Origin of the sequence: Planktotalea arctica (genome assembly GCF_002105285.1) — a bacterium.
Classification (GTDB): domain Bacteria; phylum Pseudomonadota; class Alphaproteobacteria; order Rhodobacterales; family Rhodobacteraceae; genus Planktotalea; species Planktotalea arctica.
Genome location: NZ_MUHR01000013.1, coordinates 75,417 through 101,860, shown reverse-complemented (window position 1 = coordinate 101,860; position 26,444 = coordinate 75,417). Strand labels below are relative to the sequence as shown.

At 59.9% G+C, this 26,444-nt stretch carries 25 protein-coding genes and 1 tRNA gene; 18 read left to right on the top strand and 8 right to left on the bottom strand.

The annotated features are described in order from the left end of the window. Window positions 1-109: 109 nt before the first annotated feature. Genes glmU through B9P63_RS13790 form a run of 3 tightly spaced genes read left to right on the top strand, consistent with a single transcriptional unit; the run spans window position 110 to window position 3,965 of the window. Entirely contained in the window at window positions 110-1,465 is a 1,356-nt protein-coding gene (gene glmU / locus B9P63_RS13800) for a bifunctional UDP-N-acetylglucosamine diphosphorylase/glucosamine-1-phosphate N-acetyltransferase GlmU (protein ID WP_085309802.1), read from the top strand. Beyond that, window positions 1,465-3,285, top strand: coding sequence for a glutamine--fructose-6-phosphate transaminase (isomerizing) (gene glmS, locus B9P63_RS13795; RefSeq protein ID WP_085309800.1), 1,821 nt, complete (start codon window positions 1,465-1,467; stop codon window positions 3,283-3,285). Before glmU ends, glmS begins: the two co-directional genes overlap by 1 nt. Continuing rightward, complete coding sequence (locus B9P63_RS13790) at window positions 3,282-3,965, top strand: DNA alkylation repair protein (RefSeq protein WP_085309798.1); 684 nt, start codon at window positions 3,282-3,284, stop codon at window positions 3,963-3,965. Before glmS ends, B9P63_RS13790 begins: the two co-directional genes overlap by 4 nt. A 24-nt stretch (window positions 3,966-3,989) precedes the next feature. Here the strand turns inward: B9P63_RS13790 and B9P63_RS13785 are convergent, their stop codons facing one another. After that, window positions 3,990-4,478: a hypothetical protein gene (locus B9P63_RS13785; RefSeq protein WP_085309796.1), complete on the bottom strand. Its 489-nt coding sequence runs from the start codon at window positions 4,476-4,478 to the stop codon at window positions 3,990-3,992. 97 nt (window positions 4,479-4,575) lie between these two features. On the opposite strand from B9P63_RS13785, the gene moaA reads away from it, so the two are divergent. Next, entirely contained in the window at window positions 4,576-5,583 is a 1,008-nt protein-coding gene (gene moaA, locus B9P63_RS13780) for a GTP 3',8-cyclase MoaA (protein WP_085309794.1), read from the top strand. Window positions 5,584-5,683: 100 nt separating this feature from the next. Then, window positions 5,684-6,595 (top strand): pirin family protein, encoded by a 912-nt coding sequence (locus B9P63_RS13775; RefSeq protein WP_085309792.1) that lies wholly within the window; start codon window positions 5,684-5,686, stop codon window positions 6,593-6,595. A gap of 133 nt (window positions 6,596-6,728) precedes the next feature. Here the strand turns inward: B9P63_RS13775 and B9P63_RS13770 are convergent, their stop codons facing one another. Beyond that, the gene (locus B9P63_RS13770) at window positions 6,729-7,319 is read right to left on the bottom strand and encodes a TetR/AcrR family transcriptional regulator (protein ID WP_085309790.1); all 591 of its coding nucleotides are present in this window, start codon (window positions 7,317-7,319) and stop codon (window positions 6,729-6,731) included. A gap of 125 nt (window positions 7,320-7,444) precedes the next feature. Between B9P63_RS13770 and B9P63_RS13765 the strand changes: the two genes are divergently transcribed. From B9P63_RS13765 to B9P63_RS13740, 6 genes are all read left to right on the top strand, one after another. Continuing rightward, a complete protein-coding gene (locus tag B9P63_RS13765; RefSeq protein WP_085309788.1) occupies window positions 7,445-7,819 on the top strand; it encodes a hypothetical protein in 375 nt (124 codons plus the stop codon). A gap of 105 nt (window positions 7,820-7,924) precedes the next feature. Next, a complete protein-coding gene (locus B9P63_RS13760) occupies window positions 7,925-9,217 on the top strand; it encodes a homoserine dehydrogenase (protein WP_085309786.1) in 1,293 nt (430 codons plus the stop codon). Between the two features lie 11 nt (window positions 9,218-9,228). Beyond that, window positions 9,229-9,921 (top strand): ceramidase domain-containing protein, encoded by a 693-nt coding sequence (locus B9P63_RS13755; protein ID WP_085309784.1) that lies wholly within the window; start codon window positions 9,229-9,231, stop codon window positions 9,919-9,921. A gap of 167 nt (window positions 9,922-10,088) precedes the next feature. Beyond that, window positions 10,089-11,057: a class II fructose-bisphosphatase gene (glpX, locus tag B9P63_RS13750; protein WP_085309782.1), complete on the top strand. Its 969-nt coding sequence runs from the start codon at window positions 10,089-10,091 to the stop codon at window positions 11,055-11,057. Between the two features lie 4 nt (window positions 11,058-11,061). Further along, window positions 11,062-12,804 (top strand): single-stranded-DNA-specific exonuclease RecJ, encoded by a 1,743-nt coding sequence (recJ, locus tag B9P63_RS13745; RefSeq protein WP_085309780.1) that lies wholly within the window; start codon window positions 11,062-11,064, stop codon window positions 12,802-12,804. Window positions 12,805-12,896: 92 nt separating this feature from the next. Next, window positions 12,897-12,971: transfer RNA gene (locus B9P63_RS13740), tRNA-Glu, on the top strand. 275 nt (window positions 12,972-13,246) lie between these two features. On the opposite strand, the gene B9P63_RS13735 is transcribed toward B9P63_RS13740, so the two are convergent. The 3 genes from B9P63_RS13735 to B9P63_RS13725 form a co-directional block, all read right to left on the bottom strand. Beyond that, complete coding sequence (locus B9P63_RS13735) at window positions 13,247-14,623, bottom strand: TRAP transporter large permease (RefSeq protein ID WP_085309778.1); 1,377 nt, start codon at window positions 14,621-14,623, stop codon at window positions 13,247-13,249. 4 nt (window positions 14,624-14,627) lie between these two features. Further along, the gene (locus tag B9P63_RS13730; RefSeq protein ID WP_085309776.1) at window positions 14,628-15,308 is read right to left on the bottom strand and encodes a TRAP transporter small permease; all 681 of its coding nucleotides are present in this window, start codon (window positions 15,306-15,308) and stop codon (window positions 14,628-14,630) included. A gap of 85 nt (window positions 15,309-15,393) precedes the next feature. Then, window positions 15,394-16,395, bottom strand: a complete 1,002-nt coding sequence (locus tag B9P63_RS13725; RefSeq protein WP_085309774.1) for a DctP family TRAP transporter solute-binding subunit — start codon at window positions 16,393-16,395, stop codon at window positions 15,394-15,396. Window positions 16,396-16,713: 318 nt separating this feature from the next. Here B9P63_RS13725 and B9P63_RS13720 point away from each other — a divergent pair, with 318 nt between their 5' ends. Next, entirely contained in the window at window positions 16,714-16,929 is a 216-nt protein-coding gene (locus tag B9P63_RS13720) for a hypothetical protein (RefSeq protein WP_085309773.1), read from the top strand. A gap of 59 nt (window positions 16,930-16,988) precedes the next feature. On the opposite strand, the gene B9P63_RS13715 is transcribed toward B9P63_RS13720, so the two are convergent. Further along, window positions 16,989-18,206: a sigma-54-dependent transcriptional regulator gene (locus B9P63_RS13715; protein ID WP_085309771.1), complete on the bottom strand. Its 1,218-nt coding sequence runs from the start codon at window positions 18,204-18,206 to the stop codon at window positions 16,989-16,991. After that, a complete protein-coding gene (locus B9P63_RS13710) occupies window positions 18,203-19,942 on the bottom strand; it encodes an ATP-binding protein (RefSeq protein WP_085309769.1) in 1,740 nt (579 codons plus the stop codon). The genes B9P63_RS13715 and B9P63_RS13710 overlap by 4 nt, the downstream gene beginning before the upstream one ends. A gap of 62 nt (window positions 19,943-20,004) precedes the next feature. On the opposite strand from B9P63_RS13710, the gene B9P63_RS13705 reads away from it, so the two are divergent. Beyond that, the gene (locus B9P63_RS13705; RefSeq protein ID WP_085309767.1) at window positions 20,005-21,183 is read left to right on the top strand and encodes a cytochrome P450; all 1,179 of its coding nucleotides are present in this window, start codon (window positions 20,005-20,007) and stop codon (window positions 21,181-21,183) included. A gap of 83 nt (window positions 21,184-21,266) precedes the next feature. On the opposite strand, the gene B9P63_RS13700 is transcribed toward B9P63_RS13705, so the two are convergent. Continuing rightward, window positions 21,267-21,728, bottom strand: coding sequence for an Lrp/AsnC family transcriptional regulator (locus B9P63_RS13700; RefSeq protein ID WP_085309765.1), 462 nt, complete (start codon window positions 21,726-21,728; stop codon window positions 21,267-21,269). A 143-nt stretch (window positions 21,729-21,871) separates the two neighbouring features. On the opposite strand from B9P63_RS13700, the gene cysG reads away from it, so the two are divergent. From cysG to B9P63_RS13675, 5 genes are read left to right on the top strand one after another with little or no spacing between them, the layout of a single operon-like run. Then, window positions 21,872-23,254, top strand: coding sequence for a siroheme synthase CysG (gene cysG, locus B9P63_RS13695; RefSeq protein ID WP_085309763.1), 1,383 nt, complete (start codon window positions 21,872-21,874; stop codon window positions 23,252-23,254). Then, the gene (locus B9P63_RS13690; protein ID WP_085309761.1) at window positions 23,254-23,562 is read left to right on the top strand and encodes a DUF2849 domain-containing protein; all 309 of its coding nucleotides are present in this window, start codon (window positions 23,254-23,256) and stop codon (window positions 23,560-23,562) included. The genes cysG and B9P63_RS13690 overlap by 1 nt, the downstream gene beginning before the upstream one ends. Then, a complete protein-coding gene (locus B9P63_RS13685; RefSeq protein ID WP_085309759.1) occupies window positions 23,562-25,229 on the top strand; it encodes a nitrite/sulfite reductase in 1,668 nt (555 codons plus the stop codon). The genes B9P63_RS13690 and B9P63_RS13685 overlap by 1 nt, the downstream gene beginning before the upstream one ends. Further along, window positions 25,219-25,980 carry a phosphoadenylyl-sulfate reductase gene (locus tag B9P63_RS13680; protein ID WP_085309758.1) on the top strand — a complete coding sequence of 254 codons (762 nt, stop codon included), beginning with the start codon at window positions 25,219-25,221 and terminating at the stop codon, window positions 25,978-25,980. Before B9P63_RS13685 ends, B9P63_RS13680 begins: the two co-directional genes overlap by 11 nt. Further along, window positions 25,977-26,354: a DUF934 domain-containing protein gene (locus tag B9P63_RS13675; RefSeq protein ID WP_085309756.1), complete on the top strand. Its 378-nt coding sequence runs from the start codon at window positions 25,977-25,979 to the stop codon at window positions 26,352-26,354. The genes B9P63_RS13680 and B9P63_RS13675 overlap by 4 nt, the downstream gene beginning before the upstream one ends. Window positions 26,355-26,444 lie beyond the last annotated feature (90 nt).

Here is a 26,444-nt window from a genome sequence, read left to right as displayed (position 1 = left end):
GCAAAGACGCGTGTTACACACCGCAATCTAAGGTGAACACTCGCGACTTGCTCTACCTCGAAGTTTAGGTAGAACGGCCCCTAACAAATTGCAAAGAGTATTAGACAAAATGAGCATCGCTCTCATCATTCTTGCCGCTGGCAAGGGCACCCGCATGAAATCAGATCTGCCCAAGGTTCTGCACGAAGTTGCCGGCGCGCCCATGCTCGTGCACGCGATGAAAAGCGCGCAAGATCTGGAACCGGAAAAGACCATCGTCGTCGCAGGTCACGGTGCCGAGGCCGTCGGCGCCGCGGCAAGCGCCTATGATGAGACCGCCGAAGTCGTCCTGCAAACGGAGCAACTCGGCACAGCCCATGCCGTCGCGCAGGCCAAAGAGGCCCTGCGTGACTTTGACGGCGACGCGATCGTGCTCTACGGCGACACGCCTTTTATCAGCCCCGCAACCTTGCAAGCCATGTGCGACGCACGCGCCGCGCATGATGTGATTGTCCTTGGCTTTGTCGCGCACGATCCAGGGCGCTACGGCCGCTTGGTCATGCAAGGTAAAAGCCTTTCCAAGATCGTTGAATTCAAAGATGCAAGCGATGAAGAACGCGCCATAACACTCTGCAACAGCGGCGTTATCTGCGCCAAGGCTTCGGTGCTTTTCGATCTGGTCGATGCCGTTGGCAATGACAACGCATCGGGGGAATACTACCTCACCGACATCGTTGAAATCGCGCAGGCCAAAGGCCTTAGCGCCACGTCCGTCACGTGCGACGAAAGCGAAACGCTTGGCGTCAATTCACGCGCGCAACTGGCCGAAGCGGATGCGATCTTTCAGGCTAAGGCCCGTTTGGAGCTCATGGAGGCAGGCATCACCATGCACGCCCCCGACACGGTTTACCTCTCGCATGATACCTATATCGGCCCCGACACAGTGATCGAACCCAACGTGGTGTTCGGCCCCGAAGTCACGGTTGAAAACGGCGCGACGATCCGGGCGTTCAGCCATTTGGAGGGTTGCCACGTGTCCCGCGGTGCGGTCGTCGGCCCCTACGCGCGCCTGCGCCCGGGCACAGAGCTTGCCGAGTTCACCCGCGTTGGAAATTTCGTCGAAATCAAGAATGCGGTGATCGACGAGGGTGCCAAAGTCAACCACCTGTCCTACATCGGCGATGCCCATGTGGGGCCGCGCGCCAATATCGGCGCGGGTACAATCACCTGCAATTACGATGGCGTCATGAAACATCACACCGAGATTGGCGCAGATAGTTTCATCGGCTCCAATACATTGCTTGTGGCACCTGTCAGCGTTGGCGCAAACGCGATGACCGGCAGCGGCACGGTGGTCACCAAAGATGTCCCCGACGAGGCGCTTGCGATTGCGCGGACGCCGCAAGTGAACAAGGCAGGGCTGGCAGTGAAATTGTTCGATATTTTAAAGAAAAAGAAGTTTTTGAAGACGAAGGGAGCCGTATAATGTGCGGAATTATAGGGGTTTTGGGGCAGCATGAGGTTGCGCCGACATTGGTTGAAGCGCTGCGGCGGCTGGAATATCGCGGCTATGACAGCGCCGGTATCGCGACTGTGAACAACGGCGTTCTGGATCGTCGCCGTGCGGTTGGCAAACTGGTCAATCTCTCCGATCTTCTGGTGCACAACCCGCTCGCGGGCAAATCCGGCATCGGCCACACCCGCTGGGCGACGCACGGCGCGCCGACCACCGACAACGCCCACCCCCATCAGGCCGGCCCCGTCGCTGTGGTGCACAATGGCATCATCGAGAATTTCCGCGAATTGCGCACCGAACTTGCAGGCCATGGCATTGATTTCGTGACAGAAACCGATACGGAAACCGTTGCATTGCTGGCGCATCACTACATGCAAAGCGGCCTCGGCCCGATCGAGGCGGCGGAAAAGACGATTGCGCGTCTTGAAGGCGCATTCGCCCTCGCCTTCCTGTTTCACGGTGAGGACGACCTTATGGTCGCCGCGCGCAAGGGCTCGCCCCTCGCAATCGGCCATGGCGCCGAAGAGATGTATATCGGCTCCGATGCGATCGCGCTCGCGCCTTTGACCAATCGCATCACTTACCTGGAGGAAGGCGACCGCGCTGTTCTAACCCGCAAGAGCCTGCTCATTTGGGATGCCGAAGGACATCAGGTCGGACGCCAAATGCGCGTGATCGAGATCGACACCGCCAAGGTCGACAAGGCCGGTTTCGATCACTACATGGCCAAGGAAATCGCGGAACAGCCTGCCGTCGTAGGCGCAGCGATCAACAACTACCTGCCAGCTGCGGGCGATGATATCGTGCTGCCCGGCGGCGATATCGATTTCACCAAGATCGAGCGCCTGACAATGGTCGCCTGTGGCACCGCATTCTACGCCTGCCTCACTGCGAAATACTGGTTTGAAAAACTGGCGCGCATCCCTGTCGAAGTCGATGTCGCTTCTGAATTTAGGTATCGCGAGCCGCCGATTCCCGCCCAGACCGCAGCGCTTTTCGTCAGCCAGTCCGGTGAAACCGCCGACACTTTGGCCGCACTGCGCTATTGCACTGGCAAGGCAGACAAAATCCTGTCGGTAACCAATGTCGCCGAAAGCTCGATCGCCCGCGAAAGCGATCAGACCTACCCGATTTTTGCTGGTGTAGAGATTGGCGTCGCCTCCACCAAAGCCTTCACTTGTCAGCTTACCGTATTGCTTTCATTGGCTTTAAAGGCTGCGCGCGATCGCGGCACCATGAGCGAGCAGCACCTGCGCGAAACCGCCGCCGCCATGCGCGCGCTGCCCGGTCTGCTGAACGTCGCGCTAGAGCAATCCGGCGCGATTAAAGCGCACGCGCGCAAGCTCGCGGAAGCGCGTGACATTCTGTTCCTCGGGCGTGGACTGATGTATCCAATCGCACATGAAAGTGCATTAAAACTAAAAGAAATCAGCTACATACATGCCGAAGCTTATGCATCGGGCGAACTTAAACACGGCCCCATTGCGCTGATCGACAAGAAGGTTCCGGTGGTTGTTCTCGCCCCCTCCGACGATCTTTATGACAAGAGCATTTCCAACATGCAGGAGGTCATGGCACGCTCCGGCAAGGTGTTGCTCATTTCCGATCGCAAAGGGCTTGAGCATGCAGGCGACGTTTGGGGGCAAATCGTTATGCCAGAGTGTCACACGTTGATCAGCCCGATCGTCTATTCGATCCCCGCGCAGCTGCTTGCCTATCACACCGCCGTCGCCAAAGGCACGGATGTGGACCAACCCCGCAATCTCGCCAAATCCGTGACAGTCGAATGATCCTCTCGGAAGCACTGGACGCGCTACGCGATGCGATCGAGCCAGGCCGCGCAGCCGGCATGGCAAAGTATCACAAAGCGCCGCGCGAATACCTTGGCATTCCCAATCCCGCGCTCAATGATCTGACGAAAGAGTGGCGCAGCGCCCTCGATGTCGAGGCCCGCGTCGCGCTGGCGCGCGCGCTTTGGGACACAGATATCTATGAGGCGCGCATCGCCGCGGCAAAGCTGCTGACCCAAGCACGCATTCGCCCCGATGATGCCGCTTGGGATCTGATCAAAAGCTGGGTGCCTGATTTCGACAGCTGGGCGATTGCCGATCATGTTTGCATGGCGGGTCAAAAGCGCCTCGTCGCCGATCCATCCCGCCTTGACCAGATCGAGGAATGGACGCGTAGCGACGACCTCTGGACGCGGCGCGCAGCGCTGGTGATCACCCTGCCCTGGACCAAACAGAACAACCCCAAACCTGAAGAGATCGCCGCACGCGAACGTATTCTCAGCTGGATCGAGAGCTATGCGAGCGATCACAAGTGGTTCATCCAGAAGGCGATCGCGTGGTGGCTGCGCGAGCTAAGCAAACACGACCGCGCGCGCGTCGCCGCGTTTCTTGAGCAACATGGCGAGACGCTAAAACCCTTCGCACGCAAGGAAGCCGCGCGATTGATGCGCGAAGAATAGGGCCAAGGTTATCAAGGCGCGCGATCAACCGCCCAAGAAGACTTCGACCTCGGGCAGCTCCGTCAGCGGTGCATCAATAATGCGGAACGCCGCTAACGAAAGCCGGCTGCCCGCAGAGCCCGCGCCCTCAATCGGGATCAGATCAAGCTGCACGGATTTGCCCGTGCCAGGATAAACCACACGCCCTTTGCCCGGTGCGCTCACCAGCGGTGTCTTGATCCAGAAACCTGCCTGCGACGGATCGCCAAGCGAGGCGACGGTCAGTCCAAGGCGCGTTTCGCCCCCCTGCACAGGCACAGCGGCCGCCGCTGCGCGTTCCTGCGGCGTTGTCACGTCGAATTCCTCGACCGTTTTCGCCGCTGCGGGCACGACGCGGCCCAAACCTGCCGGACGCGACAACGGGCGCATCTGATCACTCCGCGGCGAAACAGCTTCGGGACGCGCGCCCCCGTTCGGGGTTTGCGCGCAAGCGGACAGCGCGATCAGCGCCGCAAGGAAAATCAAACGATTCATATCGCCAAATTACGCCCTGCACCGCAAAGCGCAATAACATCCGCCAAAGTGCATCGCCGCACTTGCGGGCTTTCGCTTGTCGCACTACCGTTAAGATATGACAGCTCCTTTGATTGACCCCTTCGCACGCGCGATCACCTACCTTCGCGTCTCGGTAACCGATCGCTGCGATTTTCGCTGCGTCTACTGCATGTCCGAGAATATGCAGTTTCTTCCTAAGAAAGAGTTACTGACCCTCGAAGAACTTGATCGCATGTGCACGACGTTCATCGGCATGGGTGTGCGAAAACTGCGCATCACGGGCGGTGAGCCCTTGGTGCGCCGCGATATCATGACGTTTTTCCAAGGCATGACCCGCCATCTCGACAGCGGCGCTCTGGATGAATTGACGCTAACGACCAATGGCAGCCAGCTCGCACGATTCGCAGAGCCGCTTTATGCTGCGGGCGTGCGCCGTGTGAACATCTCGCTCGATACGCTGGACGAGGAAAAATTCGCGCGCGTCACCCGCTGGGGCCGCCTTGCGCAGGTCTTGAAAGGCGTTGACGCCGCTTTGGCCGCCGGTCTTAAAGTAAAAATTAACGCGGTTGCGCTAAAAGACTTCAACGAGGACGAATTGCTAAGGCTGACGCAATGGTGCGCTGAACGCGAAATGGGCCTGACCTGGATCGAGGTCATGCCGATGGGCGATCTTGGAAACGAGGACCGCGTCGGACAATACTGGTCGCTCAATGATCTGCGCAGCCAGCTCGCGCAGCACTACACATTGACGGAACTTGACGAACGCACAGGCGGTCCGGCCCGCTATGTCCGCCTAGAGGAAACCGGCCAGAAGATTGGTTTCATCACGCCGCTGACGCATAATTTCTGCGAAAGCTGCAACCGTGTGCGCCTGACCTGCACGGGCGAGCTTTATATGTGCCTCGGTCAGGAAGACATGGCCGACCTGCGCGCGCCGTTGCGCAACAACCCGAAGGACGTAGCGCCCCTACAAGAAGCAATTCGAAAGGCCATCGGCCTGAAGCCAAAGGGCCATGATTTCGACTATTCGCGCCAAAAGGCCGATGGTCAGGTCACACGCCACATGAGCCATACCGGCGGGTAACGCCTCCTGTGCACCCATGCACACAACCCGTTGGTTTTCGCTTAATTGCGCACTGACCCTTTAACACTATGTTCTCCTTAACCCTTAAAGGAGGCACATCATGTCCGTCAGTTCCCGTTTTGAAACATCCACTGCAACCCCGACACTTGAGGGCGCGGGCGTGCATCTGCACCGCGCGTTCGGCTTTCAGGACCCCACAGAACTAGACCCGTTCCTGCTCTTTGATGACTTTCGCGGCGAAAGCCCCGACAAATTCGAGAAGGGGTTTCCATGGCACCCCCACCGCGGCATCGAAACCATTACCTACGTGCTGAACGGCACCGTCGATCACGGTGACAGCCTTGGCAACACCGGAACGCTAGGCTCAGGGGACGTGCAATGGATGACTGCCGGCTCGGGGATTATGCACCAGGAAATGCCGCACGGTAATGCCAAGGGGCAGATGCATGGCTTCCAGCTCTGGGCAAACCTGCCCGCGTCGCTGAAAATGACAGCGCCGCGCTATCAGGACGTTGAATCAAAGGAAATTCCCGAGATTATTGACGACGACGGCACCCGCGTGAAGGTCGTGGTCGGCGACTTCTGGGGCAAAACGGGCCCCGTCGATGGCATTGCGGCCGATCCACAATATCTTGATATCCATGTGCCAGCCGGCGTGAAAAAGACGTTCAAGCTCAGCCACCACCGCCGCGCCTTCGCCTATGTATTCGAGGGCGATGCGGCCTTCGTCGATGGCTCTGCGCCCATGGGTGTGCTTTTGGAAAAGGAGGTCGGCGGCGAGGAGGTTAACATCCGTGACCTTTCAGGCAACCGCACTTTGGTGCGCTTCGGTGCCTCCGAAGAGATCACGGTGCAAGCGGGCGAGCACGGCGTGCGGTTCCTTTTGATCTCGGGCCAGCCGCTCAAAGAACCTGTGGCCTGGCACGGCCCTATCGTAATGAACACGCGCGAAGAATTGCAGCAGGCCGTGAAGGAATTGCGCAACGGGACGTTTATAAAACCCGCTCACTAACCGGGAAAACCGGTGCCCACTTTTACCTGTGAGCGGCATATAAAACCCGCTCACTAACCCGAAAAACCGGTGCCCACTTTTACCTGTGAGCGGCGGATAAAACCCGCTCACTAACCGGGAAAAGGGGAGCGCATCAACGCGCCCCAACCGCCCCGCGCACCATTTGCCAGTAGACGTCCTCAACATCGACGCGGCTAAGCGCGCCGCTTTCGCGATACCAAGTCGTGACCCCCGTCAGCATCGCGATCACCGCACGCGTTGCGACGGGTATATCGGCGATCTCGAACACCCCCGCCCTTTGCCCTGTACGCAGAATATCGGTGAGTTCGCTCTCATAGCGCCTGCGCAATTGCTCAATCTGCTCGAAATGTGGCGCGGTCAGATTGCGCAATTCCATATAAGCGATGAAGACCGCATCGGGGCGATCAAGGTGAAAACGGATGTGAAACCGCGTGAACTGCTCCAAAGCGGCAAGCGGCCCTGCGCCATGTGTTTGCAACGCGCGCGCCGCAAGCAGATCGTCCATATGTTGCTGCATCAGATCGAACAACAGCGCCTGTTTGTCAGGCGTATAATTATAAAGTGCGCCAGCCTGCACCCCCACTTCGCTCGCAATTTGGCGCATGGAAACAGCAGCATAGCCGCTTTGTGCAAACAGACGCTGCGCCGCCGCACGCACGCGCGGGCGGGTGGTGCCGGAATGGGATCCTTGGGTTCGAGCCATGGAGCTTATGTTAACTGAACACGCGTTCAAAAAAAACCACTAATCGCACACGCGCCCTGTGCTCCCCTTGCCCCCCGCGCGCGGCTACGGCACAAAGGGGTGCAAAGCAGTTGGACCATTTAATCATGCGCGCCTCCACCCCCTTTATCCTTGCCCTCGCAGCGACCGCCCTGCTCGGATGCCAGAAATTTCCGGAACTCGACGTCTCCGAAGAACAATTCGATGCCAAAAGCCCCTACCCTAAACTGGTCCCGATTGAGGAACTTCTGAAAGAACCGGAGCCAAGCATCACCGGAGAGGTGCAGGAAGAATTGACCGCGCGCCGCGATGATCTTCAGGCTGCACCGACGCCCGGGCAGAACAGCGATGATCCTATGCAGAACCGCATAGACGCCCTGCGCGCGCGCCGCGATGTACAAGCCGCAAGCGATCCGCTTTTCGACGCAGATTTGCGCAAACGAATGGAGCGCGGGATCAACGCGCCGATCGCTCCCGAATAAGCAAGGCGAAACCGCGAAAGAGCGCAATGCAACATTGCACCTGTGCAGCGTCAAAGCTAAACGCAGAGCAACACACGCCAGAAATTATCCCGAAGGAGACCCCGGATGAACCAGCGAACGCCTTTGCGCCTTGGAATTGCAGGTCTGGGAACCGTGGGAACGGGCGTGGTCAAGATCATCCGCCAACAAAGCGCACTTCTGAGCGCGCGCGCAGGGCGCGAAGTGGTGATCAGTGCCGTTTGCGCGCGTGATCAAAGCCGCGATCGCGGCGTGTCTTTGTCAGGCTATGCTTGGGAAACCGATGCGGTCGCACTGGCCACGCGCGATGACGTAGACGTTTTCGTAGAACTCATCGGCGGCGAAAGCGGCCCGGCCAAGGACGCCGTAGAAGCGGCACTGGCCGCAGGCAAGGACGTGGTTACTGCCAACAAGGCCCTGCTCGCCCATCACGGCCAAGCCCTCGCGCTGGCGGCTGAAAACGCAGGCTCGGTGATCCGCTACGAGGCTGCTGTCGCTGGCGGCATCCCTGTGATCAAATCCCTGCTCGAGGGCCTTGCAGGCAATGAAATCACCCGCGTCATGGGCGTGATGAACGGCACCTGCAATTATATTCTAACCAATATGGAAAAATCCGGGCGCGGCTATGAAGCGCTCTTTGAAGAATGCGCCGAGCTTGGCTATCTGGAAGCAGACCCGAACCTCGATGTCGGCGGTATCGACGCGGGCCATAAACTCGCCCTGCTCGCGTCCATCGCCTTTGGCACGCAAGTCGACTTCGACGCAGTCGAGCTGGAAGGCATCCAGCGGATAGAACTTTCCGACATCAAACATGCCGCTGATATGGGCTTCAAGATCAAGCTGCTCGGCGTCACCCAAATGACCGGCCGTGGTCTCGAGCAGCGCATGACGCCCTGCCTCGTGCCCGACACATCCGCGCTCGGCCAGCTTGATGGTGGCACCAATATGGTGGTGATCGAGGGCGACAGCGTAGAGCAAATCGTGCTGCGCGGCCCCGGCGCAGGCATGGGGCCGACCGCTTCAGCGGTGATGGGCGACGTTATGGATATCGCACGCGGCGTCCGCATCCCGACCTTCGGAATTCCTGCAGCGCAGCTTGTCAAAGCCCCCGCCGCCATGGCCTCCACCCCCGCGCCATTCTATCTGCGCGTCGGCCTCAAGGACAAACCGGGTGCAATGGCTAAAATCGCCAGCATTCTGGGCGAGGCAGGCATTTCCATCGACCGCATGCGCCAATACGGCCACCAGGACGAAACCGCGCCCGTGCTGATCGTCACCCATAAATGTATGCGCCAAGCACTCGATGAAGCGATCACAGCGATGAATGCAACCGATGTGGTCTCTACTGCGCCGGTCGCGCTGCGCATCGAAAACCTCTAAGGTGCAGCACGATGGACTGGACCCAAGCCGTTGATATCTATTGCGAACGCACGGACGCCAGTTTCTGGGCAGAACCGCTGAACGCGATCAGCAACGCGATGTTCCTTCTTGCCGCACTTTGGGCTGCGCGCACCGCAGTTGCGCAAAATCGACGCGAGGCAGATCTTTGGATCCTGATCACCCTCGCAGGCCTCATCGGCATCGGCTCATTCTTGTTTCACACGTTCGCGCAGGTCTGGTCCGCCTTTGCTGATACCATCCCGATCTGGAGCTTTGTGGCCGTCTTCGTCTTCGTCGCCATCCGCCGCATCGGCGGCGTGAACCCTGGCAAGCTCACAATCATCTTTCTGGCAATCGCCGCAGTCATCACCGTGGTGGTCCTCGCTGCCAGCGACGGCTCCGCGCCCGAACTCACAGAGCCCCGCCGCGATCCGCTGAACGGCTCGGGCCAATACGCACCCGCCGTCATCGCTCTGATCGTGTTCTCTATCCTCTCATGGCGCCGCTCCAGCCCGATGGCCCCTTGGGTGATCGCCGCCACGCTTGCCTTCTTAGTCTCGCTCTGCGCGCGCACAGTCGATATGGCGATCTGCAACAGCTTCCCCGCAGGCACCCATTTCATCTGGCACGGCCTGAACGGCGTCATGATCGCGATGCTCCTCCAAGGCCTGATCCGCACGCTCGATGCCAGCGACCCTGCCTGAGCCTCCTTCTTTGGTCCAAAAATACCTCGGGAGAGCGCGAGAGGGCTGGCCCTCTCGCTCCCAACGCCCAATGTCAGCGCAAACACTCGCCACAGCGCGCCCGCTCCCCTTGTCTTGCGCGCCCCCGCCCGCTAGGCCAAGGCTAACAATTCTCTAAGGAAGCCCTCATGTCCAAGCCAGTTGATTTCAATGACCGCATGCTCTCCCTCGGCCTCGCGCGCGTCGCCGAGCAAGCCGCCATCGCCTCCGCCTCCCTGATCGGGCGCGGCGATGAAAAAGCCGCCGATCAAGCGGCCGTCAACGCCATGCGCCAGCAATTGAACCTACTGGACATCGCCGGCGTCGTCGTCATCGGCGAGGGCGAGCGCGATGAAGCCCCCATGCTTTTCATTGGCGAGGAAGTCGGCACAGGCAACGGCCCGGGCGTTGATATCGCGCTTGATCCGCTTGAGGGCACCACCCTGACGGCTAAGGACATGCCAAACGCGCTCACGGTGATCGCCATGGGCCCGCGCGGCTCCATGCTGCACGCGCCGGACGTTTATATGGACAAGCTCGCCATTGGCCCGGGCTACCCCGAGGGCATCGTCACACTCGATATGCCCTACGCCACGCGCGTCTCCGCGCTCGCCACCGCCAAAGGCTGTGCGCCCTCTGACATTACCGTTTGCATCCTTGAGCGTCCGCGCCACGATGAAATGATCGCCGAGGTCCGCTCGACCGGGGCCTCTATCCGCCTGATCACAGATGGCGATGTCGCCGGCGTCATGCACTGCGCCGAACCCGATCTCACGGGCATCGACATGTATATGGGCTCAGGCGGCGCGCCCGAGGGCGTCTTGGCCGCTGCGGCGCTCAAATGTATGGGCGGACAAATCTACGGCCGTTTGCTGTTTCGCAACGATGACGAGCGTGGCCGCGCGAGCAAAGCCGGCATCACCGATTTCGACCGCATCTACAGCCGCGATGATATGGTCACTCAGGATGTGATCTTCGCCGCGACAGGCGTCACAGGCGGCACGCTTTTGCCTGCGATCAAGCGCGAGGTGGGCTATGTCACAACCGAAACGCTGCTGATGCGCTCCAAGACCGGCTCTGTGCGGCGCATGTCCTACCGCAACCCCGTGAGCGTTTAAAATAATGAGGGCGTTCCTCAACGTGGAGCGCTCTCTGACCGGGCGGCGCTGGGTCGGTCCGGACATTGAAATCGCGCGCCAGGCCGAGGCCATGGCGCAGGCAACCGGCCTGCCCGCCCCGATCTGCGCCATTCTTGCGCGCAGGGCGGTCAGGCCCGAGGAGGCCGCAGATTTCCTCGCGCCCACCCTCAAAAACCTGCTGCCCGATCCACGCTCCCTGCGCGATATGGAAAAGGCGACCGCGCGCATTCTCGCCGCTGTCAAAAACCGCCAAAAGATCGCGATCTTCGCCGATTACGATGTGGATGGCGGCACCTCTGCCGCGCTGATCATCGACTGGCTGCGCCATTTCGATCAATCCGCCACGCTCTACATTCCCGACCGTATCGACGAGGGCTACGGCCCCAACGATGAAGCCATGTCGATGCTTGCGCGCGATCACGACCTGATCATCTGCGTCGATTGCGGCACGCTCTCTCATGGCCCCATCGCCGCGGCCATTGGCGCGGATGTGGTCGTGCTTGATCACCACCTTGGCGGCGAAACGCTGCCCCCCGCGCTTGCGGTGGTGAATCCGAACCGCGCCGATGAAACCGGTGATCTCGCGCATCTGTGCGCTGCTGGCGTCGTCTTCTTGATGCTTGTCGAAGCAGGTCGCCAGTTGCGCGATGACGGCGCAACTGGCCCTAACCTGCTGAAAATGCTCGATCTTGTCGCCCTTGGCACGGTCGCTGACGTCGCGCCCCTGATTGGCGTGAACCGCGCGCTGGTGCGCCAGGGCCTCACCGTGATGGGGCGTCGGTCACGCATTGGCCTCACCGCGCTCGCGGATGTCTCGCGCATGGATACCGCGCCCTCGTCCTATCACCTCGGCTTCCTGCTGGGTCCGCGCGTCAATGCGGGCGGGCGCATCGGCAAGGCTGACCTTGGTGCGCGCCTTTTGGCGACGCGTGACCCCCACGAGGCGCAGGCCATGGCCGAACGCCTCGACATGCTCAACACAGAGCGGCGCGAGATCGAAAACAATGTACGCGCCGCTGCGCTGGAACAGGCCGAACAGCGCGGCTTTGACGCCCCCCTCGCTTGGGCCGCTGGAGAGGGCTGGCACCCCGGCGTCGTCGGCATCGTTGCCTCACGCCTCAAGGACGCTGCGCATCGTCCTGCAATCGTGATCGGCTTTGACGGCGACGTGGGCAAAGGTTCGGGACGCTCGATCAGCGGCGTCGACCTTGGCGCATCCATCCAGAGACTCGCCCATGAAGGCCTCATTGAAAAAGGCGGCGGTCACAAAATGGCCGCAGGCCTGTCGCTCAGCCGCGCGCAGTTGGAACCCGCCATGGCGCGCCTCTCCGAGCTTATGGCCAAGCAAGGCGCGGGTGACGCAGGCCCGTCCGATCTTCGCCTTGACGGCATGCTCATGCCGGGCGCTGCACAAATCGAGATGATCGAGCAGATGGAGCAAGCAGGCCCCTTTGGCGCAGGGGCTCCCGCCCCTAGGTTCGCCTTTCCCGACGTTGAAATCAGCTTTACCAAACGCGTCGGCGAGACCCATCTCAAAATCACCTTCAGCGATGGCCTCGGCGCGCGCCTTGAAGCGATTTGCTTTGGCGCCATGGACACACCCCTTGGCCCGGCCTTGGAGAATCACGGCGGCAAACGCTTCCACCTTGCAGGGCGCCTCGAGATCAATTCATGGGGCGGTCGCCAGAGCCCGCAGCTGCGTTTAGAGGACGCTGCACCCGCCTGAATTAGGGCACATAAACTTCTGTGAAAAAACCTGATTTTTACTCTTGCGCGGCTCGGCGTCTTTGCCTAGAAGTCGCCTCACACCAGCTAGCTGGCCCGTTCGTCTATCGGTTAGGACGCCAGGTTTTCAACCTGGAAAGACGAGTTCGATTCTCGTACGGGCTGCCAGCTGGTGTAAATTCCCCCTTAACATGACTGACATAGTATAGCTTCGATTCGGTTGCTTTGCTCTACCTCAAGATTGAATTTGTTCGCACAGGTTTCAGAGCCCTCTCGCCTTCTGGCATTACCAGAGGGCGCACCGACATGTTTATTCAGCCTCGTTGATGACGCGATTCTGCGCGGTGTTTGAGCGTCGCATGACATATCGCTGCACCAAACATGAAAAGGCCGCGCTCGAAGCATTCCAAGCGCGGCCTTTTCTTTAGTGCGGCGTCCCGGCCTTAGTTCGTAATGATTTCCGGCCCCATGAAGTAGGTGGGCAGGAAGGTCGAGAACCAAGGCACGTAGGTGATGATAATCAAGAACACGAAGAGCACTGCGAGAAACGGCAGCGCCGCTTTCACGACCCGCATCATCGGCATCCCGGCAACGCCGGACGTGACGAACAGGTTCAAGCCCACAGGCGGCGTGATCATGCCGATTTCCATGTTCACGACCATAATGATGCCAAGGTGGATCGGATCAATCCCCAACTGGATCGCGATCGGGAATACCAGCGGCGCGACGATCACGATGAGGCCCGAGGGCTCCATGAATTGACCACCGATCAGCAGGATCACGTTGACGATGATCAAGAACACCACAGGGCCGAAGCCCGCCGCAAGCATTGCGCCCGCGATCTGCTGCGGGATTTGCTCGTCCGTCAGAACATGCTTCAGGATCAAGGCGTTGGCGATGATGAACATCAAGGTGATGGTCAGCTTGCCCGCATCGAAGAGCGTGTCGCGCGTGTCTTTATGAAAAAACGCAGTCACCAGCGCGATGGGCTTTTCCATGAGCGAGAGATTGCGCTCGCCATTGCCTTGGCGCAGCGGGCCCATATCGCGGTAGATGAAGTTGGCGATAAAAAAGGCATAGACCGCCGCAACCGCCGCCGCTTCTGTCGGGGTGAAGATACCGCCATAGATGCCGCCAAGAATGATCACGATCAGGAAAAGACCCCAGCCCGCTTCGGTGCCAGAGGCCCAAACTTCGCCCCAGCCTTTCCACTCGCCCTTTGGTAAATCCTTAACCTTTGCGATGATATAGATCGTCAACATCAACATGGTGCCGGCCATCAGACCGGGAATAACACCCGCCAAAAACATACGGCCCACGGAGACGTCTGTGGCCGAGGCATAGACCACCATCACGATGGAGGGCGGGATCAGAATGCCCAGCGTACCCGCGTTGGCGATGACGCCTGCGGCGAAGTCTTTGGTGTAGCCGACCTGCACCATGCCTGCGATCACGATTGAACCGATGGCAACGACCGTCGCAGGGCTGGAACCGGAAAGCGCCGCGAAGAGCATACAGGCAAAAACGCCCGCAATCGCAAGGCCACCGGGGAAATGGCCGACGATGGCGATGGAGAAGCGGATGATCCGCTGCGCCACGCCGCCCGTGGACATGAAGGACGAGGCAAGGATGAAGAAGGGAATGGCCAGCAGCGTGTAATGCCCCGCCATCGCCTGAAAGAAGGTCTGCGCAATGGAGGCAAGCGAAGTATCGCTAAGCGCCAGCAGGAAGACGATGGAGGAAAAGCCAAGGGAGACGGCGATCGGCACGCCGATCAGCATCAACCCGATGACCATGGTAAAGAGGATTGCGACTTCCATGTGCTTAGTTCCCCGCGTTCATGTGTTTGACGTCTTCGATCGCCTCTTCGGCCTCATGGCTGACGATCAAGGTTTTGGAGGTGCCATTCCACAGGCGCACGCCCGCCTGAATGAAACGAAAGAGCAGCAGACCCGAGCCGAACGGCAGGATCGCGTAGGGAATGAAGCGCGGCAGTTTCTCGTATTCTTCGCCCTGGTTCATCATCGGTTCCAGAAAGCGCAGGAATTCGGGCAGCGGAATGTCGATCACCTCGTACCAGGCTTGATCGCGCGTGGCCTCGAAGCCAGTGGGGAAGATGCGCCCGGATGTCGTGTCCAGCCCAGCGAAGGGTGCCCAGTAATCCCATGACCCCTTGAACAGCAAAAACGCATAGGCGATGCAAATTGCTGCGGCAAGCAGCGTCAGCGCACGGCGCACAGTCGGCGAAACCAGATTGATCACCGCATCCACACCCAGATGGGCCGTGGTCTTTACCGCGTAACTGATGCCGAACAGTACCAGCCAGGCAAACAAAAACCCTGTCATTTCAAGGCCCCAGATCAGGCCTGTGTTGAAACCGTAACGCAGAACCACGTTGATGAACGTGATTAAAACCATCAAACCAAGGATGATCGCGATGACCGTTTCCTCGATCTCGTGCACGGCGCGGCCAAGCGCGCCCTTTGGCTCGTAATGCGCAGACATAGCGCTCCCTCCCAGATTGTCAGAAAATCCGAAGTCTGCGCGCCGCCGCACTTGGCGCGGCGCGCAGATGGTTTAGCCCAAGGGCTTAGTGCTTGGCATTGATCGCCTGAGCGGCGTCGATGTTTTCCTGGCCAACGTCGCCTTTGAACTCTTCCCAAACAGGCTTCATCGCTGCGACCCACGCGGCACGTTGCTCTGTGCTAAGCTCGCGTACAATACCGCCAGCATCGATGATCGACTGCTTTGCGGAAGCGTTTACGGCTGTGGATTCGGAGTTACGCGCAAAGGTAACTTCGGTCACGATCGTGCCAAGCTGATCACGCACGTCACCCGGCAGGTTGTCCCAGAAATCGACCGAGGTCACGACGAGATAGTCGATGATACCGTGGTTGGTTTCAGTTACGCCGTCCTGCACTTCAAAGAACTTGCGCCCGTAGATGTTGGACCATGTGTTCTCTTGTCCGTCGACAACGCCAGTTTGTAGCGCGCCGTAGACTTCAGAAAATGCCATTGGCTGCGGCGAGCCGCCGATTGCCGCCATTTGCGCCTTCAGAACGTCAGAGTTTTGTACGCGAAACTTGAGGCCCGCCGCGTCTGTCGGCAATTCAAGCGGCTTGTTGGCGGACATCTGCTTCATGCCGTTGTGCCAGAACGCAAGGCCCAAGAGACCACGGCGCGTCATCGATTCCTTCATTGCCTGACCTGTTTCAGAGGTCTGGAATTCGTCAACCGCGTTGATGTTCTTGAACATGAACGGCAGATCGAACAGGCGGAATGTCTTGGTGAACTGCTCGAATTTGGACAGGGATGGCGCGGCCATCTGAACGTCGCCCTGAAGCAGCGCTTCTAAGACCTGATCGTCGTTATAAAGCGTGGAGTTGGGAAAGACCTCCATGCAGGCTTTGCCGTTCATCTCGTCATTGACGCGCTGCTCCAGAAGCGTCGCGGCGATGCCTTTGGGGTGCTTGTCAGTGTTGGTGACGTGGCTGAATTTGATGACGATTTCACCGTCATCGCAAGCCGCGATAGCCGTGTTCGCCGTGACTGTAAGTGCCAACGCCATTGCGGCGGATGCTAGATATTTCATGTGATCTCCTCCCAGAGAAAGGTTAGTTCGCGAGCGCGCTGAGTCGTCCAGTGCCCTCTGTGCTCAGCAGGATGCGACTTTGCTCGCGCTCGCTCAAGTTTTTGTGAGTGCCGTAATCTTGAAAGTTTTCACGTTTTTGATCAGCGCCTTAGCGGCAAATACTGTTACCGCAAACATTATTCGTGCGAAATTTCACACATGGGTCCGCCACGACTGTGCGAAAAACCGCACAGACCATCCCCGATTACGGCGATTGCGAGCCGCGCGAGAAATGGTTAAATCAAACCCAACACAGCGAGCCGCAAAAGGGGTGCCTTCGTGAAGATCAAAATCGAGAACGTGCCGAAAGTTCTGACCATCGTGCGGATCAGCCTCATCGCGCTGTCCATCTTTACTCTGCTCGTGCTCGACTGGCCCCGCGTCGCGGTCACATTCGCCATGCTCTACGTTATTTTGCGGTTCGCGCTGCACGACGCACGGGTCAGGCGCCGGGTCATCCACTTCCTTACCGGCGAGCAGATCGATTCCAAATAGGGAATCCGTAAACACCACATTACCAAGCGAAAACGCGCTATGCTGCGCACCATTAACGCCTAGCTGCGATGATCCTCGGGCTTGATGCCATAGCGCGCCAGCTTGTCATAAAAGGTCTTGCGCGGCAATTTCAACGCTTTTGCCGCGGCGCTCGCCTGTCCCTTTTGACGGCGCAGCGCGGCAAGCAGCAAGGCGCGCTCGACCTGCGCCAATTGCTCTGCAAGGCCAAGCTCCTCGCCCGCGGCGGCCGGGGTGCTTAGGCCCATCACAAAACGCATCGCCGCGCTCATCAGGGAACGCGCATTGCCCGGCCAATCCTGCGCCATCAAGGCAGCAACGGTTTCAGGGCTGATCTCGGGCGCGTTGATGCCAGATTGCTCGGCCGCCTGCGCGACGTAGCGGCGAAACAGCGTCGGAATGTCCTCGGGGCGCTCGGCGATCGCAGGAATATGAACGCGACCCGCTTCAAGGCGATAGAAGAGATCGGCGTTCAAGCTTTGCTCAAGCGTTTCGATTTTTGCCCCCCCGCCGATCAGGCGCAGCGCGCCGCCCTGCTCCAGATGTTCAAGCAAATGAAACTGCACCTGCGCTGGCATCGCGCCAATGTCATCCACGAAAAGTGTACCGCCCTTGGCATCGTGCAGCGCAATCTCGAGCGCGGTGCGCTCCAGCCCCGCGCCGCTGCATTTGACGAAAGGCGCGCGTGCGGCGGGCGAGCACAAATGCACAACTTCGGCCACTTTGGAAATGCCCGTACCCGGTGCGCCCGTCACCAGTGCATCGCTGCGCGAAAGTGCGACGCGGCGCACTTGTACGCGCAGCGCTTCTGCCTTCTGCGAAACCCCGAAAATCAACCGCGCCGCAGGGTCCCCCGTTTCCAGTTGCGCCTTCATTGCACGGTTTTCCAGCACCAGTGCACGCGTCCTCAACGCCCGCTCGATCACCACCATCAGATCACTGGGCGCGCAGGGTTTCTCAAGAAAATCGAATGCCCCCTCGCCCATCGCGCGCACGGCCATGGGAATATCACCCTCCCCCGTGAGCAAGATCACCGGCAGATCCGGATCGATCCCCTGCGCATATTGCAAAAGGTGAAACCCGTCGCGCCCGGGCATGCGCATATCCGACACAATCACCCCTTGGAAATCCGGTGAAATATGATCTTTCGCCACGATAAAAGAGGCCGCAGGCACCGGCGTGCAGGCACCAAGGCTCAGGCTTTGCGCCAGTGCTTCGCGCACGGCGGCGTCATCCTCGACCAGCAAAACCTGTCTCATGGCGCATCTTTCCCTGCATTACTTATAGCGGAGCCCTCTGCGGCACCACCTGCGGCGCTATCTGCGGCACTGTCCAGTTCCAGCGTGAACAGCGCCCCGCCCTTCGGGCGGTTCTCGCCTTTGATTTCGCCGCCGAAACTTTGCACGAGGCCATAGGATATCGACAATCCCAACCCCATTCCTTCCGACGCGCCAACCTTTTTCGTGGTATAGAACGGATCGAAAATACGGTCCGGCGCTTCAATGCCGGGGCCTGTGTCAGCCACTTCCACAAAGACGCGCGCGCCCTTGCGCTCGGCCTTGATCGACAGGCGGCGCTGCTCCAACCCATCCATCGCATCGCACGCATTGGTGATCAGGTTCAAGAATACCTGCCCGAGGCGCACCTCGCCCGCGCGCACCAAAACCGGCCCGTGCGGCGCATCCCACTCCAGCGCAACATCCCCCTCGCGCCGTCGCCCCGCGCTCAGATCAAGCGCGCCCTCGATAATGCCCACTAGATCAACCGTCGCAATCGCTTCGCTTTCATTGCGCGCGAAGGCACGCAGGTTCTTGATGATCCGCCCCATGCGCCGCGCCAACTCGGAAATACGCGTCAGGTTTTCGGCGGCAATTTCAGTTTGACCGCGCTGCAGGAACAATGTGCTGTTCTCCGCGAACGAGCGGATCGCCATCAGCGGCTGATTAAGCTCATGGCTAATACCCGCTGACATCTGCCCCAGCGCGCTAAGCTTGCCCGCCTGCACCAATTCGCTCTGAACCGCGCGCAATTCTTCTGTGCGCTCCATAACCCTTTGTTCCAGCTTTGCATTTTGCACCGCCAGCACGCGCCTGCGCTCGGCCACCAGAAACAGCAGCGCCCCCACCGCAAGGCTAAGGGCGGCAAAGATCGCCGCTTGTAAACCCGCCAGCCGCAGCGCCGGAGCGACGTCGATCAACGCCTCACCGGTCAGTCCGATCACCGGCAAAGGCAGCACCAGATGCAGCGCACGCTTGGGCAGGTAGGGCCCCCATTCGATCTGCCACATCTCGAACGGCCCGACATAGCGCACGCGTTTGCGTTGCACCGCGCCGCTCAGATCCACAAATTCGCTTTGCAGATCGGTGCGCGACCACAGCAACATTTCCGTACGGTTGGACACAAAGATATCGCCAAGATCGTCGGTGAAGAACACTGCAGGGCGCCCGCCGCGCCACTCGAATTCTACCGCCTCCACGTCGATGATGACAATCAACGCCCCTTGCGCGCGTTTTTGCGGTCCGAAACTAGGGGCGGCGAAATAGTAGGCCCGGTTGTTCTGTGGCCCCGTCACATCGTGATGCGCCCCGAGCGCGCCCTGCATGGCGCGCCGGAAATAAATCGATTGCGCCAATCCCACGGGGATACCGGGCTGCGCCGATGCCAGAACGCGGCCACTTGCGTCCACATAAATCAGGTTGCGCGCCGATGTCTTGTCCGCCGCTTCCAATAACAATTGCCGCGCTGCGCGTGGATCGCCGCCAGCATGGACCGCAGCCAATGTCGGGTGATCCGCGAGCAGTACCGCAAGCTCTTGAAAGCGCTGCAAATTGCGCGTCAGCCGGTCCCCCGCGAGGCGCAAATCAGCCTGGCCGCGCTGCTCCAGCTGTGCAAGCGCCTGCACATAGCCATAGCGCCAGATGCCCCCCGCCAAGGCGGCAACGAGCGCGAGGAAAAACACGATGATCAGCGCGCGTTCGCGCAAAAGTAGTCTCATGACACCGCCGTTTATATCCACCCCGCTTGCAAAGGCCAGCGCTTGCCTTAAAAGCAGCGCCTATGCAGAACTGGCTTCAAATTCCCACCGACCCCGCTTTCGTGCAAAACCCCTATCCCGCCTATGACGCCGCGCGCGCGATCGCGCCAGCGCTGCATTGGCCTGCCTACGGGATGACGGCGGTGTTTTCCAACGCGATGACCAGCGCGATCCTGCGCGATCGCCGCTTCGGGCGCGAACCGATCAAACCAGTGGATGCACCGGCCCATCTTTTGCCCTTCTACGCGATTGAAGCGCACTCCATGCTCGAGCTGGAACCGCCGCGCCACAAACGCCTGCGCGGGCTGGTTCTGCGCGCATTCACCTCGCGCCGCATCAAGGAACTCGGCCCAGAGATTGCGGCGCTCTGCGATGATCTTCTGGATCAAATTCCGCAGGATGCGCCCTTCGATCTGATCACATCCTACGCCACGCCGATCCCCGTGATCATCATCTGCCGTCTCCTCGGCGTGCCCGAATCCATGGCCGATCAACTGCTCTCATGGTCCAACGATATGGTCGCCATGTATCAGGCCCGCCGGGACCTCTTGATAGAAGAGCGCGCCGCGCGCGCCGCCGCCGAGTTCTCCGGTTTCCTGCGCGGCTACGTTGCAGACAAACGCAAAGCCCCCGCCGATGATCTGATCACCAAGCTGATCGAGGCAGAAGAAGACGGCGAAACCCTAAGCACCGACGAGCTGATCACCACCTGCATTTTGCTGCTGAACGCAGGCCATGAGGCGACGGTGCATACTATCGGCAACGGCGTCAAAACCTTGCTGGAGCAGCAAACGCCCCGCGCCTGCCTCGCCCCCGATCACATCGACGCCGCAGTCGAGGAAATCCTGCGTTTCGATCCGCCCCTTCATGTGTTCACGCGCATTTGCTACGAGGAAGTGCAAATGGGCCACCAGACCTTCCAGCGCGGCGATGAAATCGCGCTGATGCTCGCCGCCGCCAATCGTGACGAGGGGGTGTGGGAAGACGCCAACACCTTCAACCCCGGCCGGCCAGTTCAAACCAACACCAGCTTCGGCGGCGGCATCCATTTCTGCGTCGGCGCGCCGCTCGCACGTCTCGAGCTGCAAATCGCCATCCCCAAACTCTTTGAACGCTTCGCGAACCTGCGCATCACTGAGCCGCCTAAATATGCCAACCTCTACCATTTCCACGGCCTCGAGCGCCTCATGCTCCAAACCTGACCCCTTCTTCGGTCGGCAAATACCTCGGGGGTGTGGGGGCTGGCCCCCACTCCGGTCGGATCGCCAAAGCGATCCGAAGCCTCTCAAATCGGCAAGGCGCTGGTGCTCTTGATCTCTTCCATCGACAAAAGCGCCGTCACATTATGCACTTTCACCTCTGAAATCAGCGCCTGATAAAATACGTCATAGGCGCGCGCATTCTGAACGCGAACTTTCAGGATATAGTCAATATCCCCCGCCAGGCGATGCGCTTCTTGTACTTCGGGGCGATCCTGAAGCGCCTTCAAAAACGCCGCCTGCCAATCCGCATCATGTTCGGAGGTGCGGATCAGCACAAAGAAACAGGCCTCGAATCCCAACGCTTCCGCGTCCAGCTTCACAGTCTGGGCTCCAATCACCCCCGCCTCGCGCATTTTGCGAATCCGGTTCCACACGGGCGTCTTCGAGGACCCCACTTCGCGCGCAATTTCATCAAGCGAGCGGTCCGCATCCACTTGCAACGCACGCAGGATTTTTCGATCCGTCTCGTCTATTCGAACAGCCATTCGCATGCCCCTCCCTTTTTCAGAACAGATAGCCACCCCAGCACCAAATGACAAAACCTTTTCCCTTTCAACCGCAGGTATCTGGCGCTTTAGCAGAATAATTTCCTAAACTACTTCCAGAAACACGCACCGGAGTCCGCCGCATGGATCATTTTCCCATTTTCGTCGCCCTCAAGGGCCAGCGCGTCCTGCTTTCGGGCGGCGGTGAAGCGGCGCTGGCCAAGCTGCGCCTCTTGCTGAAAACCAGCGCTGATCTGCATGTCTTCGCCCAAGCCCCCGCGCAGGAAATCACGCAGTGGGCGGCGCAGGGCAAGCTGCAAGTTCACCGCCGCGCCCTTAAACCGTGTGATGCGCAAGGCGCAAAACTCATCTACGCCGCCGACGAAAACGATGCCGCCGACAAGGCCACCGCACAGATTGCGCATGCCGCAGGGACCTTGCTCAACGTGGTCGATAACCTGCACGCCAGCGGATTTATCACCCCTGCCATCGTGGACCGTGATCCAGTGACCATTGCCATCGGCACCGAGGGCGCAGCACCCGTGCTTGCCCGCGCGATCAAGGCCGATCTGGAGGAACGCCTGCCTCAAACGCTCGGCACGCTCGCGCGGATCGGCAAGCGTTTTCGCAAGGCCGCTGACGCCTTGCCCACGGGCCGCGCGCGCCGTGATTTCTGGCGCGAATATTACTTCACCGCCGGCCCCGCCGCGCATACGAACGCCGCAATCGAAGACACTCTGGACAGCACGCTCGCAAAGCACCTTCAGCGAAAATCCCGCACCGCGCAGATTGCTTTTGTCGGCGCAGGTCCGGGCGATCCCGAACTCCTTACCCTCAAAGCGCGCAAGGCGATCGACGAAGCGGATGTGATCATCCATGACCGCCTCGTGACGCCTCAAGTCCTTGAACTTGCACGGCGCGAAGCGTTGATCGTGGATGCGGGCAAGGAAGGCTTTGGCCCCTCCATGGCGCAGGAGCAGATCAACGCGCTAATCGCTGCGCACACGCAAAACGGCGCGCAGGTCGTGCGGCTCAAATCGGGGGATCCCACGCTCTTTGGCCGCCTTGATGAAGAGATCGAGACCTGCGAGGCCCACGCGATCCCCTACACGATCATTCCCGGCATCACCTCCGCCTCCGCCGCTGTCGCCGCGATCCAGCAGAGCTTTACGCGGCGCGGGCGCAACGGCGCGCTACGCTTCGTCACGGGTCACGACATGCAAGGCTTTGCCGATCACGATTGGGCCTCGCTCAGCAAACCGGATACGGTTGCCGCCATCTACATGGGCAAAAAAGCGGCGCGCTTCGTGCAGGGCCGTTTGCTCATGCACGGGGCAGATCGCGCGGTGCCTGTCACGCTGATCGAAAACGCCTCGCGCGCCGATCAGCGCATCGTCCCTGCCACCATAGAAACCCTTCCCGAGGCCGCCACCACGCTCACCGGCCCTGCCGTCATTTTCATCGGCCTCGCCCCGCGCGGCGCGGCCCAAGCCCTCGCAACGCTCCCCCAAGAGGAATTTGCATAATGCCGCGTTCAACACACCAGTTCACCCCCAAAGTCATCACCGCCAATGCACTGCTGGAGGGCGATGTCGTCTATCTGACCGAGCGCGATTGCTGGACACGCGATCTGCGTGAAGCGGCGCTGCTCACTGATGAGGCCGATGCAGAATTGCGCCTGCTTCAGGCCGAAGCGCAAACCGGCGTCGTCGTCGGTGCCTATCTCGCGGAGATGGCCGCAGGCACACATGGCCCCGAGCCTGTGCACTTTCGCGAAAGGTTCCGGCGCAACGGCCCATCCAATTACCTACACGGCAAACAGGAGCGCATCTGATGTACGCCTATTCCGAGTTCGACAAGAGCTTCCTCGCCTCTCGCAACGCCCAGTTCCGCGCGCAGGTGGAGCGGCGCATCGCGGGCCATTTGAGCGAGGATGAATTCAAACCCCTGCGCCTCATGAACGGTGTCTATCTGCAACTGCACGCCTATATGCTGCGCGTGGCCATTCCCTACGGCACGCTGAACAGTGCGCAGATGGAGATGCTCGCCCGTTTGGCGGAAAAATACGACAAGGGCTATGGCCATTTCACCACCCGCCAGAACATCCAGTACAACTGGCCAGAACTGCGCGACATCCCCGATATGCTTGATGATCTGGAACGCGTCAACATGCACGCGATCCAGACCTCGGGCAACACGATCCGCAATGTCACAGCAGATCATTTTGCCGGCGCTGCGGCGGACGAAATCGCCGATACGCGCCCTGTGGCAGAGTTGATCCGCCAGTGGTCCACAGACCATCCCGAATTCCAGTTCCTGCCGCGAAAATTCAAGGTCGCTGTGACCGGATCACCAAATGATCGTGCCGTGACGCGCGCGCATGACATCGGGCTGCGTATGGTTGAACGCGACGGGACTGCGGGCTTCGAGGTGATCATCGGCGGCGGTCTCGGGCGCACGCCGATGCTGGGCAAAGTGATTGCCGATTTCGTGCCGCGCGAAGATTTGCTGCCCTATCTGGAAGCGATCGTGAGCGTCTACAACCTGCTCGGGCGGCGCGACAACAAATATAAAGCGCGGATCAAGATCACAGTGCACGAGAACGGGCTTGAGAAAATCCGCGCGCTGGTGGAGGAGCGCTTTGGCGCAATCAAAGCACGTTTTTCAGGCATTGATCAGCAGATATTGAAAAGCATCGAGGCCTCCTTCGCACCGCCCGCTTTCAAGAAAAGCGACACAGCAATTTTTGAAGAATCGCGCGCCAAGGACCCGGTGTTTCGCTCTTGGGCTGACACCAATCTGCATCCGCATAAGGCCGAAGGCTACAGTATCGTCACGGTTTCGCTCAAGGCGCATGGTGCGACGCCCGGGGATGCGAGCGGCGCGCAAATGCGCGTGCTCGCGGATATCGCGAAACGCTTTGGCCATGACGAGCTGCGCATCAGCCACGAGCAGAACGTGATCCTGCCCCATGTGCATCAATCGCATCTGCCCGACGTGCACGGCATCCTCAAACGACACGGCCTTGCCAGTGCCAACATCGGCCTGATCTCTGATATCATCGCCTGCCCCGGAATGGATTATTGCGCGCTGGCCACTGCGCGTTCGATCCCCATCGCGCAGCAGATCGCGACCCGTTTTGATGATTTGAAACTGGAGCACGATATCGGCGCGCTCAAGATAAAAATTTCCGGCTGCATCAATGCCTGCGGCCATCACCATGTCGCCCATATCGGCATTCTCGGCCTCGATCGCGCGGGGCAGGAAAGCTACCAGATTACCCTTGGCGGCGATCACACCGAAACGGCGGCGATCGGCGAGCGCGCAGGCCCCGGCTTTTCCAGCGCGCAGATCATCCCCGCCATAGAGCGCTTGATCGCGGCCTATCTGGAAATGCGCCTGAGCGAGGATGAGACCTTTATCCAAAGCTACCGCCGCCTTGGCATGGCCCCGTTCAAAGCGGCGCTTTACCCAGAGAAAGCACAGGAAAATGCAGCTTGAGACCCTCGCCCAAAGCCTGAACGCGCAACTGGCTTCGCGCAGCGCAGAGCAAGCGCTGCGCATCAGCTTTGAGGCACCCGAGCTGGGGCAGGTCGCGCTTGTTTCCAGCTTTGGCGCTGAGGCGGCGGTGCTCTTGCATCTTGTCGCAGTAAGCAAGCCGGACCTGCCGGTTCTCTTCCTTGAGACGGGGCAGCATTTCGCCGAAACGCTGGTCTATCAACAAGAATTGGCGGAGCGTTTGAACCTGCGCAATCTGCGCATCATCCAGCCCGCGCGCGCCGCATTGGAGCACAGTGATCCAAGCGGCAAGTTGCACCGCGAAAACCCCGATGCCTGCTGTGCCTTGCGCAAAAGCGCCCCCTTGCAAGCGGCGCTGGAGGCGATACCCGATCTTGGCGCGCTGATCACCGGGCGCAAGCGCTACCAAGGCGGGCCGCGCCGCGCGCTAAACGTGTTCGAAGCGGACCCTGCCACGGGCTTGATCAAGGTTAATCCTCTGGCCCATTGGCGCGCACAAGACCTACGCACCTATATGGAGGAAAACCGCCTGCCCAAACATCCACTGCTCGCAAAGGGCTATCTGTCAATCGGCTGCGCGCCGTGCACCAGCCCTACACTAGCGGGTGAAACCGCACGTTCAGGCCGTTGGCGCGGCCGCGAAAAGGTCGAGTGCGGTATTCATTTCATCAACGGGCATTTCATCAACGGGCGCGCCGCGCGCGCACCGCACAGCGCGAAGGAAACCACATGAGTATCTTGGTAAATGACACAGGATTCGTACCTGATGACGCGGCAGGCGACATCGCACTCGATCTGCCATCGGACGCCGATCCAAGCACTCTGGACCTGAGTGACACCATCCAGATGATCCGCGTCGATTTTCCGAATTTCGCCGATGGGCGCGGCTTTAGTATCGCGCGCCAACTTCGGCTGCGCGGCTATAGCGGACGGCTGCGCGCAAGCGGGCATGTGATCGCCGATCAATACGCCATGGCGCGACGTGCAGGCTTTGACGAGGTGGAAATCAGCGCAGATTTGGCCGCGCGCCAACCCGAAGCAGACTGGCTGGCACGCGCGCACTGGCAAGAGGGCGATTATCAGGCCCGTCTGAGAGGTGTGATTTGAGATATGTCAAAGAAGTGGGTTTCAAGGTTCACCTACACAGACCCAAATGCAATCCCAAGCCGCCCCCGCGCCCTTTCAATGCGCGGCGAT